The 10,631-nt window shown below is 71.2% G+C and carries 11 protein-coding genes; 3 read left to right on the plus strand and 8 right to left on the minus strand.

The genetic code is table 11. The annotated features are described in order from the left end of the window. Positions 1-15: 15 nt before the first annotated feature. The 3 genes from ACWC97_RS28720 to ACWC97_RS28730 all read left to right on the plus strand — a co-directional run bounded on the left by ACWC97_RS28720 (position 16) and on the right by ACWC97_RS28730 (position 3,637). The gene (locus ACWC97_RS28720) at positions 16-990 is read left to right on the plus strand and encodes an HAD family hydrolase (RefSeq protein WP_450652397.1); all 975 of its coding nucleotides are present in this window, start codon (positions 16-18) and stop codon (positions 988-990) included. Positions 991-1,415: 425 nt separating this feature from the next. Next, complete coding sequence (locus ACWC97_RS28725; RefSeq protein WP_352278471.1) at positions 1,416-2,192, plus strand: ECF subfamily RNA polymerase sigma factor, BldN family; 777 nt, start codon at positions 1,416-1,418, stop codon at positions 2,190-2,192. Positions 2,193-2,443: 251 nt separating this feature from the next. After that, positions 2,444-3,637: a DUF5667 domain-containing protein gene (locus ACWC97_RS28730; RefSeq protein ID WP_352278469.1), complete on the plus strand. Its 1,194-nt coding sequence runs from the start codon at positions 2,444-2,446 to the stop codon at positions 3,635-3,637. Positions 3,638-3,723: 86 nt separating this feature from the next. Here ACWC97_RS28730 and ACWC97_RS28735 read toward each other — a convergent pair whose 3' ends face one another. The 8 genes from ACWC97_RS28735 to ACWC97_RS28770 all read right to left on the minus strand — a co-directional run bounded on the left by ACWC97_RS28735 (position 3,724) and on the right by ACWC97_RS28770 (position 10,515). Then, complete coding sequence (locus ACWC97_RS28735; protein ID WP_450652399.1) at positions 3,724-4,749, minus strand: 1-acyl-sn-glycerol-3-phosphate acyltransferase; 1,026 nt, start codon at positions 4,747-4,749, stop codon at positions 3,724-3,726. A gap of 15 nt (positions 4,750-4,764) precedes the next feature. Further along, positions 4,765-5,859, minus strand: coding sequence for an NAD-dependent epimerase/dehydratase family protein (locus tag ACWC97_RS28740; protein WP_450652401.1), 1,095 nt, complete (start codon positions 5,857-5,859; stop codon positions 4,765-4,767). Between the two features lie 115 nt (positions 5,860-5,974). Next, positions 5,975-6,073, minus strand: coding sequence for a 30S ribosomal protein bS22 (locus tag ACWC97_RS28745; RefSeq protein WP_003948845.1), 99 nt, complete (start codon positions 6,071-6,073; stop codon positions 5,975-5,977). Positions 6,074-6,183: 110 nt separating this feature from the next. Continuing rightward, complete coding sequence (locus tag ACWC97_RS28750; protein WP_158070919.1) at positions 6,184-6,396, minus strand: helix-turn-helix domain-containing protein; 213 nt, start codon at positions 6,394-6,396, stop codon at positions 6,184-6,186. A 128-nt stretch (positions 6,397-6,524) separates the two neighbouring features. Then, positions 6,525-7,340 carry a phosphatase gene (locus tag ACWC97_RS28755; protein ID WP_352281226.1) on the minus strand — a complete coding sequence of 272 codons (816 nt, stop codon included), beginning with the start codon at positions 7,338-7,340 and terminating at the stop codon, positions 6,525-6,527. A gap of 144 nt (positions 7,341-7,484) precedes the next feature. After that, positions 7,485-8,657 (minus strand): acetoin utilization protein AcuC, encoded by a 1,173-nt coding sequence (locus ACWC97_RS28760; protein WP_352281224.1) that lies wholly within the window; start codon positions 8,655-8,657, stop codon positions 7,485-7,487. Then, entirely contained in the window at positions 8,626-9,828 is a 1,203-nt protein-coding gene (locus tag ACWC97_RS28765) for an MFS transporter (RefSeq protein ID WP_450652403.1), read from the minus strand. Before ACWC97_RS28765 ends, ACWC97_RS28760 begins: the two co-directional genes overlap by 32 nt. A gap of 42 nt (positions 9,829-9,870) precedes the next feature. Beyond that, positions 9,871-10,515, minus strand: coding sequence for an HAD family hydrolase (locus ACWC97_RS28770; RefSeq protein ID WP_352281221.1), 645 nt, complete (start codon positions 10,513-10,515; stop codon positions 9,871-9,873). Positions 10,516-10,631 lie beyond the last annotated feature (116 nt).

Here is a 10,631-nt window from a genome sequence, read left to right on the forward strand (position 1 = left end):
GGCTATGCTCACCGCATGGCCGCTTTTGGATGGCTCACCCCCCGTAGGCGCCCCGCGACAGCACGGAGTGTGCTGGCCGGCGAGGCGGCAGCCGAGGCAGCGCGCAAGACCTCCCTCACCGACGACCTCACGGAAGCCGCAGAGACCCCGGAATCCTCCGAGACCTCGGAGTCCGCGAAAACGGCGGAGGCCGAGGAGGTCCCGTTCCCCGTCGTCGGCGACGACCTGGCCGCCGCCTTCTTCGACCTGGACAACACCGTCATGCAGGGCGCCGCCCTCTTCCACTTCGGCCGCGGCCTGTACAAGCGGAAGTTCTTCCAGCGCCGCGAACTCGTCCGGTTCGCCTGGCAGCAGGCGTGGTTCCGGCTGGCCGGCGTCGAGGACCCCGGCCACATGCAGGACGCCCGCGACAGCGCCCTGTCCATCGTCAAGGGCCACCGGGTCTCCGAGCTGATGTCCATCGGCGAGGAGATCTACGACGAGTACATGGCCGACCGCATCTGGCCCGGCACCCGCGCCCTCGCCCAGGCCCACCTCGACGCGGGCCAGCGCGTCTGGCTGGTCACCGCCGCCCCGGTCGAGACCGCCACCATCATCGCCCGCCGGCTCGGCCTGACCGGCGCGCTCGGCACCGTCGCCGAGTCCGTCGGCGGCGTCTACACCGGCCGCCTGGTCGGCGAACCGCTGCACGGCCCCGCGAAGGCCGAGGCGGTCCGCGCCCTGGCCGCAGCCGAGGGCCTCGACCTCGACCGCTGCGCCGCGTACAGCGACTCGCACAACGACATCCCGATGCTCTCCCTGGTCGGGCACCCGTACGCGATCAACCCCGACGCCAAGCTCCGCAAGCACGCCCGCGCCCGCGAATGGCGGCTGCGGGACTACCGCACCGGCCGCAAGGCCGCCCGCGTAGGCATCCCGGCCGCCGCCGGGGTCGGCGCGCTCGCGGGCGGCACCGCCGCCGCCGTCGCCCTCCACCGCCGCCGCCGCTGACCCGCGGGCGCTGCCGCCCCGTACATCCGTACGCCCCTCCGCCCGGCCCGGAACGACCGCGCCGCCTCGCACAACCGATCGCCCGCACAAGCGATCGGTGACGTACGGCCGACCAGTGGCGCACAACCGGTCGAACTCCTCACCCGCAGGCCCGCACGACCTGCCGACCTGCCCTCGCACGGGCACAACTCGTCGCCCCGACAGACAGATCTCGAAGTAATTCGATCAATAAGCGATCACGAACTGCTGCTCGATGGGTCGTCTAGTCGTCACAGAAGCGACGTAATCGATGATTTGAGCAACTGGGCGTAGTGCCGCCTGTACGAAGCGTTATTCTCCTCAGACGCATTCCGGAACCCCCCACTCACTACGACGAGTGAAGGTTTCGCACTGAACGTGATGGAAGCTCTGCCTCTGGGAGTCCCGTGTACCCACACGTCGGGGTTGACGCCTCGGGCCTGGCTACGCTGCGCGCAACGGTCACCGACCTCTTGCGCGGCTTCGTCCCCACCGCGTACGCCGTACCCGCATTCGCCGCCCCTGCACCTGTCGGCCCCTGCTATGCCCTGGCCGAACGGAGTGCGGCGGTCGGAAGACGCGGCAACCGCGGCTCGGGCGCCACCTCCACCGTCCGCCGGCCGACCGCCGACAGCGACAGCGCCCGCATGATGGAGCTCGTCGAGCGCGCCCAGGCCGGCGAGGCCGACGCCTTCGGCCGCCTCTACGACCAGTACAGCGACACCGTCTACCGGTACATCTACTACCGCGTGGGCGGCAAGGCGACCGCGGAGGACCTCACCAGCGAGACCTTCCTGCGCGCCCTGCGCCGCATCTCCACCTTCACCTGGCAGGGCCGCGACTTCGGCGCCTGGCTCGTCACCATCGCCCGCAACCTGGTCGCCGACCACTTCAAGTCCAGCCGCTTCCGGCTGGAGGTGACCACCGGCGAGATGCTCGACGCCAACGAGGTGGAGCGCAGCCCCGAGGACTCCGTCCTGGAATCCCTCTCCAACGCCGCGCTGCTGCAGGCCGTGCGGCGGCTCAACCCCCAGCAGCAGGAGTGCGTCACCCTCCGCTTCCTCCAGGGCCTCTCGGTCGCCGAGACCGCCCGGGTCATGGGCAAGAACGAAGGCGCGATCAAGACCCTCCAGTACCGCGCCGTCCGCACCCTGGCCCGGCTCCTCCCCGACGACGCCCGCTGACCCCTCGACCCGCTCCGCCCCGTCCCCAACTCCCGTGCGGAGCAACGCTCCGCGACGTCCCTGTCACGGACTGGTCCGATCATCCTTAGTGCGTAACCCAAGTGCCGCGCCCCTCGTTGTGCCGGTTGCAGGCCCCCTGTAGTCACCCCATGTCCGCCGACACTCACTCAATCGTGTGAAAGCGCTCAAGGTGTGCAACCCTCCGTACCCCCAGGGGAGTCGACCGTCATGATTGAGAGGAGGTGCCGCCAGTGATCGCAAACGTTTCGGCACACCGGCGGGCGAACGCCTTCGCCCAGGCCCTGGAGGAGCAGTCGCTCCACGGTGCGGCGGCCGGACAGCCCGAGGACCCGGCCGGACCGGCCGACCACGGACCGCTGTTGGCCCTGGCGAACGGCCTCGGTGAGGTACCGCGGCCGGAGTTGGACCCCGAGGTCAAAGTGGCGCAGCGAGCCCAGCTCGTCGCCGCCATGGAGGCCATGTTCAGCGAGGGCGGCGCGTCCGTGGGCCCTACGGTGCCCGAGCAGCGCGCCAAGGGGGCCCACCGGGCCTCCCCGCTCCGGAAGTTGCGTCCGCGTTCACGGTGGACGAAGGGTCTCGCGGCCGGCGGCCTCACCGTCGGTGTGGCGGCGGGAGCCTTCGGCGGCGTGGCCGCTGCCAGTTCCGACGCCCTGCCGGGTGACTCGCTGTACGGGCTCAAACGCGGCATGGAGGACATCCACCTGGGCTTGGCCAGCGGCGACACGGACCGCGGCGAGGTATACCTCGACCAGGCGTCGACCCGGCTCAGCGAAGCCCGCCGCCTCCTGGAGCGTGCCCGCTCCGGCGCCCTGGACCACGAACAGCTCGGCGAGGTCCGGCGCACGCTCAACGGCATGAGCCACGACGCCAGCGAGGGCCACCGCCTCCTCCGCTCCGCCTACCAGCGCAACGGGGCCATCGGCCCCATCCAGACGCTGGACTCCTTCTCCCGTTCGCACCGCGAGACCTGGAGCAGCCTCCGCGACCGGCTGCCCCTGCAGCTCACGGACGTCGGCGACCAGGTCAGCTCGGTCTTCGACGCCATAGACGAAGAGGTCGGCCCGCTCCAGTCGCTCTTCCCCCGCACCCCGGACAGCGACGGCGCCCGGCGGTCCGGCACCGCGGAGCGGGGCACCGGCCCCACGCACACCACCCCCTCGGCACGCACCTCCCCCGAAGCCTCCCGGGACCACTCCGAGGCCGAGAGCTCACCCCGCCCCTCGGGGCCGGACAGCTCCCCGGCCGAGGGCGGCCTGATCGGCGGCTCCACCGGCGGGCTCCTCGGCTCCGACCCGTCCCCGGGCTCCACCCCGTCCGCCGACGACCGGCCGGGCGGCCCGCCCGCCCCGGACATCACCCTTCCCCCGATCCTCCCCGGTCTCCTCCCCGGCCTGGGCCTGCACGGCCAGGACGCGGGCGACTGACCCGCGCGGACCACGTGGTCGGGGGGGCGGGCCCACTCGGGCCCGCCCCCCCGGCCACGTACGCCTGCCGAAGAGCCCGGAATTCGTCAGAAGAACACCGACCTGCGCCGCACCAGCAGCCGGTACAGCGTGTGCTGGATCTGCTCCCGCACCTGATCCGTCAGGTTGAACATCAGCATCGGATCCTCCGCCGCCTCCACCGGATAGCCGCTCGTGGAGATCGGCTCGCCGAACTGGATCGTCCACTTCGTCGGCAGCGGCACCGCCCCGAGCGGCCCCAACCAGGGGAACGTCGGCGTGATCGGGAAGTACGGGAAGCCCAGCAGCCGCGCCAGCGTCTTCGAGTTGCCGACCATCGGGTAGATCTCCTCCGCCCCCACGATCGAGCACGGCACGATCGGCACCCCGGCCCGCAGCGCCGTGGACACGAAACCGCCCCGCCCGAACCGCTGGAGCTTGTACCGCTCCCCGAACGGCTTCCCGATGCCCTTGAACCCCTCCGGCATCACCCCCACCAACTCACCCCGCCGCAGCAGCCGCTCCGCGTCCTCGGCGCAGGCCAGGGTGTGCCCGGCCTTGCGGGCCAGCTCGTTGACGACCGGCAGCATGAAGACCAGGTCGGCGGCGAGCAGCCGCAGATGACGCCCCGCCGGATGGTTGTCGTGCACCGCGACCTGGAGCATCAGCCCGTCCAGCGGCAACGTCCCCGAATGGTTGGACACGATCAGCGCCCCGCCCTCCGCGGGGATGTTCTCGACGCCCTTCACCTCGACCCGGAAGTACTTCTCGTACACCGGCCGGAGCATCGACATCAGGACCTGGTCGGTCAGCTCCTCGTCGTACCCGAACTCGTCGACGTCGTACTCACCAGTGACCCGGCGCCGCAGGAACGCCAGCCCGCCGGCGATCCGCCGGTCCCAGCCGCCGCGCTCCCCGTCCTCCGGCTCCGGCCGGGGCTCCGGGGCCCCCTGCCGGCCCGGGAGGGCGCTCACGGCCGCCGTACCCGCCTCGGGCCCCGGCCCGGCCCCGGGGACACGGCGCCGGGCCGGACGCGCCGCGCCACCCGCCCGCGAACGGTCGTCGTCGAACGGAATGACCTTGGCATCCGCCATCGTCGGTGCGCTCCTCTACCTGCCGCCGGAGGACGGCGCGGTGCCGCCGGCCCCGATGATCCCCGAAACATCGCCGCCCGCCCGCGCGAACGGCAGCGCGGCCAGCCGGTCGACCGCGCCACCCACCAGCTCGGGCGGCAGCAGCCCCGGCCCCTGGCCGCGGACGAACTCCGCGAACGTCTCCGCCGTACTGAACCGGGGGTGGAAGCCCAGCGTCTCGCGCATCTGGACCGTCGAGACCACCCGGCCGTGGGTGAGCAGCCGGATCTGCTCCGGCGAGAAATCCGTCATCCCGACCCTGCGCAGCGCCTGGCCGACCCAGGTGACGGCGGGCAGCAGCAGCGGCGCCGTCGGCCGCCCCAGCCGCCGCGAGCACTGCGAGAGCAGCAGCACCCCGTCCCCGGCGATGTTGAACGTGCCGCTGTTCAGCGTCCCGCGCCCCGGCTCCCCGGACGCCACGCCCAGGACGTCGACGACATCGTCCTCGTGCACGAACTGGAGCCTCGGGTCGTACCCGAACACTGTCGGCAGCACCGGCAGCGACAGATAGTCCGCGAGGGGCGAATCGGCCCGGGGCCCCAGGATGTTCGCGAACCGGAGCACGCACACGGCCACGTCCGGCCTCCGGCGCGCGAACCCGCGCACGTACCCCTCGACCTCCACCACGTCCTTGGCGAAGCCGCCGCTGGGGAGCGACTTGGGCGGGGTGGTCTCCGTGAAGACCGCCGGATCGCGCGGCGCCGAGCCGTACACGTTCGTACTGGACTTCACCACCAGCCGCCGCACGGTCGGCGACTTCTGGCAGGCACCGAGCAACTGCATGGTGCCGATGACGTTGGTCTCCTTGACCGACGTCCGGCCGCCCGTGCCGACCGCCTTGGCCGAGACGTCCAGATGCACCACCGTGTCCACCGCGTACTCGGCGAGCACCCGCGCGATGGCGGGCTGCCGGATGTCCGCCCGGACGAACACCGCCTCGTCCAGCGCGTGCCCCGGCACGACCGCGTCGACGGCGATCACCCGGTCCACGCCCGGCTCCCGCTGGACCCGCCGCACGAAACGGCCCCCCAGCTGCCGGGCCGCTCCCGTGACCAGCACGACCTTCCCCAAGATCAGCGCCTTCCGTCGAAAGGTTTCCCCTGGCCGTCACCGTAGCCGGTGAAAAGCACCGCAGCCCTTCCACCGGACCGGTGGAAGGGCTGCGGGAAACACGAACCGCGTTCGCCTACTTCTTGTTGCGACGCTGAACGCGCGTGCGCTTGAGCAGCTTGCGGTGCTTCTTCTTGGCCATCCGCTTACGCCGCTTCTTGATAACAGAGCCCACGACTACCCTCGCTCACTTCTTCTTCACTGGTGCGGGGCGTCTGGGCCCACACGACCTACGTCGGCCTAGCCTACCCGCCAGCGCGTGAGGGGCGTAATCCGAGGTGAAACTCAGGCGGACTCCACCCCCACGAAGGACTCGCGGAGATACTCGTGAACCGCTTGCTCCGGTACCCGGAAAGACCTGCCCACCCGGATCGCCGGCAGATGACCGCTGTGCACCAAGCGGTACACGGTCATCTTCGACACTCTCATGACCGAGGCGACTTCCGCCACAGTCAGGAACTTGACCTCGTTGAGAGGCCTCTCGCTGTCAGCAGCCATGACTCACCTGTACCTTCCGCACGAGACGCTCACCGGCTTCCCCTCCGGTGACTCTTCGTCGTTGTGCGCTCACTGCCCAGGTTAGGGGCGGGTGATGCGAGTGGGGAAGAGGAGAGACGATCGACCGCCTACCGTGACAGAAACACCCGATTGAGTACATATCGAGTGAGCGGTCGATAGAAGGCCGACTCCACCCCGTCGTCCACCGGAACGGCCACCGACACCCGTCCCTCGGCCTCCCCGACGAACAGCGCGGGATCGTCCGTGTCCGCCAGCCCGATCGCCTCGATGCCCAGCTGACCTGCCCCGCAGACCCAGCCGTGGTCCCCCACGACCAGTTCCGGAAGCAACCCGCGCTCCTCCGCGGCCGCCGCCAGGGCGACCCGGACCGGCAGCGGGGAATGGGTGTGTGCGCCGGTGTCACCACCGCCCTCGCGCGCGCCGGGCTCACGCACCATCGCGACTCCCCGTACGTAGTCGAGGCTGCACGTGCGTACGCCGAACCGGGTCGTTATGTCGATACGTCGCCCCTGTGCCGGGGTGAGTACGGGGCATCCCGCCGCCGACATCGCGTCTGCCAGCGCGACGTAGAAGCCGAGCAGCCGATGCGGATGGCCCGTGCCGAACAGCACCGGCGCCCGCCGATCCGCCGCACACGACAGCCGGTCCGCGAAGGCGTCCAGCCCGGCCAGCGTCCGCTCCGGATCGATCACGTCCGGTCCCACGACATGGGCCGGGTCCTCCGAGACCCCGCACTTCTCGGCCATCAGCCGCAGTAGATCGGTCTCCGCCCAGCCCTCGCCGGGGACCAGACCGAGCGTCACCCGCGGGTCCCCGGCCGCGAAGAGCCGATAACTCCGCAGACTCGTCTCCCGCGAGGTGGCCACGGGCCCGGCCAGCCGGGCCGCCAGCAGATGCGCGCGCAGCGCTCCGGTGCTCAACACCCCACGATGCTGCCCCACCCGCCCGGACGGGGGGCCGGAAGCCGAGGACTCCCCACCGTTGGCGCAACCAATACGCGCCACCGCCCACGGGCCCGCGCACACACCGCCGTACGCGAGGAGGGCCCGAGGGCTCCTGGCGAGGAGTCAGGTCAGCAGCCCCCGCAGGGGGAACGCCGCCCGCCGCGCCGCCAGTACCGCCTGGTCGAGCCGGTCGGCCGGGTCGTACCCCTCCTCCCACGGCTTCCAGGACGGCGTCCGCCCGTCCGTCATCCGCGCCGGTCCCAACTGCCGGGTACGGGCGTAGACCTCGGCCCGCCACGACTCCGGGATCATCGACTCCGGCTCCACCGGGGCGTGCGCGGCGATGCCCACCAGATGCGTCCAGGACCGGGGCACCACGTCGACCACCGCGTAACCGCCCCCGCCGAGCGCCACCCACCGACCGCCCTCCGCATGCGCGTGGGCCAGGTCGTGGCAGGCCGCCATCACCGCGCGCTGCGCGTCCAGCGAGACCGCGAGATGGGCGAGCGGGTCCTCGAAATGCGTGTCGGCCCCGTGCTGGGTCACCAGCACCTGTGGCCGGAAATCCGCCAACAGCTCGGGCACCACCGCGTGGAAGGCCCGCAGCCATCCCGCGTCCCCGGTCCCGGCCGGCAGCCCCACGTTCACCGCGCCGCCCTCGCCGGCCCCGGAGCCGGTCTCCTCGGGCCAGCCGGTGTGCGGGAAGAGCGTCCTCGGGTGCTCGTGCAGCGAGATCGTCAGGACTCTCGGGTCCTCCCAGAACGCCGCCTGCACCCCGTCGCCGTGGTGGACGTCCACATCGACGTACGCGATCCGCTCGGCGCCCAGCTCCAGCATCCGGGCGATGGCCAGCGCGGGGTCGTTGTAGATGCAGAATCCGGCCGCGCCGCCCGGCATGGCGTGGTGCAGCCCGCCCGTGAAGTTCACCGCGTGCGCGGTGTCCCCGCGCCACACGGCCTCGGCCGCCGCCACCGACTGGCCGGCGATCAGCGTCGAGACCTCGTGCATCCCGGCGAAGGCCGGGTCGTCCACCGTCCCGAGCCCGTAGCGCTGGTCGGCCCGCTTCGGATCGGCCGAGGCGGCCCGCACCGCGGCCACGTAGTCCTCGCGGTGCACCAGCCTCAGCGTCGACTCCCCGGCGGGCCTGCCCGCCACCACGTCCACCGCACGGTCGAGCCCGAACGCCCGCACCAGCCCCATGGTCAGGGCCAGCCGGACGGGGTCCATCGGGTGGCTCTCCCCGAAGTCGTATCCCGTTACCGCGTCATCCCACATCAGCTGTGCGCGCCCGCTCATGCCCGCCACCGTATCGGGCGGGCTCCGCACCGAACGACTTGGCGTACACCAGCGTCGCGAGCACCAGCACCATCGGTACGAGCATCGCGCCCCGGTAGCTCCAGGCGTCCCCGATCGCACCGACCAGCGGTGATCCCACCAGGAACCCCACGTAGTTGAAGACGTTCAGCCGGGCGATCGCGGTGTCGCTCGCCCCCGGGAACAGTCGCCCGCCGGCGGCGAAGGTCTGCGGGACGATCACGCAGAGCCCGAGCCCGAGCAGGGTGAACCCGAGCATCCCGGTCCACGCGCCGCCGGCCGTCGCCACCACCACGAATCCGGCGGCCGCCAGCACGCTGCCGCTCCGCACCACGGCCACGGCCCCGAACCGCCGCACCCCGAGGTCCCCGACGGCCCGTCCGAGCAGCGTCGTCACCATGTAGACGTTGTACGGCAGGGTCGACATCTGCTCCGAGCTCCCCAGGACGTCCTGGAGGTACTTCGCGCTCCAGTTGGAGACGGTGGAGTCGCCGATGTACGCGAAGCTCATCACCAGGCAGAGCGGCATCAGCAGCTTGAAGGAGACCGACCCGGCATTCCTGCCCGGGTCCTCCGCGCCGCTCTGCGCGGAGGCGCCGTCGGAGTACCACCGGCTTCCGGCGAACGCGGCCGGCAGCAGGACGGCGACCGCCGGGAGGTAGGAGACCAGCAGCGAGAGGTCCCAGTGCGCCCCGGCCCACGCCATGGACGCCCCGGCGATTCCGCCCAGGCTGTACGCGGCGTGGAAGCCGAGCATGATGGAGCGCCCGTAGGCCCGCTGGAGGCTGACGCCCATCATGTTCATGGAGGCGTCGAGCGCCCCGACGGCGAGCCCGAACAGCCCGAGTGCCAGCGCCGCCTCCCACATCGCGTTCCCGGCGCCGGCGCCGAGCAGCGCGAGCATCACGACGGGCTGCGCCCACCGCAGCACGATCCTGGGCCGTACCCGCAGGACCACCTTCTCGGTCACCACGCTGCCCACCCCGGCCAGGATGGGCACCGCCGCCAGGAACGCGGGCAGCAGCCCGTCGGATATCCCGTACCGGTTCTGAATGGCGGGAATCCGCGTCACCAGCAGAGCGAAGGTGACTCCCTGGACGAAGAAACTCAGCGTGAGGGAGGCCCTGCCGTGCCGCAAACCACCGTTTGTCATGGCCGCGAGCGTAAGGCCAGTTTCTACCGGTGGGTAGATGGATCACGCGAGCAATTCGCGGAGCTGTCCCATGTCGGAGATGTACCCGGTCACCCCGGTGAGCCGGTCCGCGGGCATCATCGACGTGAACCCGTAGACGTCCATCCCCGCGGCCCTGGCCGCCTCCACGCCAAGCGGGCTGTCTTCGATGACGACGCACCGTTCGGGGGCGACGCCCATCCGCTCGGCGGCCAGCAGGAACAGGTCGGGGGCCGGCTTTCCCCGTTCGACGTCGTCCACGCTGAAGATCCACTCTTCCTCGAACCACTGGTCGAGCCCGGTCCTGCGGTGTCCGGCCCGGATCCGCTCGTGACTCCCGGAGGAGGCGACGCAGTAGGGAACGCCGTCGGCGACCAGCTTCCCCAGTACGTCCTCGACGCCTGCGACGGGTTCCAGCTCCTGCGCGTACGCGGCGAAGAGCCGCTCGTGGAACACGGCGTCGAAGTCCGGGGGCAGTTTCTCCCCGGTCCGTTCCTCGACGAGCTCGTGCACCCGGTGCATCGCGGCCCCCATGTAGTCCCGGAGGCACTCCTGGTACGACGTGGGGTGGCCGAGCTCCGTCAGGTACTCGGCCAGGATGGTGTTGGAGATCGGCTCGCTGTCCACGAGCACACCGTCGTTGTCGAAGATGACCAGTTCGTAGCGCATGGATCGAGCCTAGACGCTCGGAAACGCAGAAAAGCCCCGTGTCCACAAAGGACACGGGGCTTTCCCGTAAAAGAAGTTCGGCGGCGTCCTACTCTCCCACAGGGTCCCCCCTGCAG

This window comes from Streptomyces sp. NPDC001108 (assembly GCF_053598535.1).

Coding starts and splice junctions, on each gene's coding strand:
- ACWC97_RS28760 (WP_352281224.1), bottom strand. CDS start 8,657: ATGAGCGGGCGCGCACAGCTGATGTGGGATGACGCGGTAACGGGATAC.
- ACWC97_RS28750 (WP_158070919.1), bottom strand. CDS start 6,396: ATGGCTGCTGACAGCGAGAGGCCTCTCAACGAGGTCAAGTTCCTGACT.
- ACWC97_RS28765 (WP_450652403.1), bottom strand. CDS start 9,828: ATGACAAACGGTGGTTTGCGGCACGGCAGGGCCTCCCTCACGCTGAGT.
- ACWC97_RS28770 (WP_352281221.1), bottom strand. CDS start 10,515: ATGCGCTACGAACTGGTCATCTTCGACAACGACGGTGTGCTCGTGGAC.
- ACWC97_RS28720 (WP_450652397.1), top strand. CDS start 16: ATGGCCGCTTTTGGATGGCTCACCCCCCGTAGGCGCCCCGCGACAGCA.
- ACWC97_RS28735 (WP_450652399.1), bottom strand. CDS start 4,749: ATGGCGGATGCCAAGGTCATTCCGTTCGACGACGACCGTTCGCGGGCG.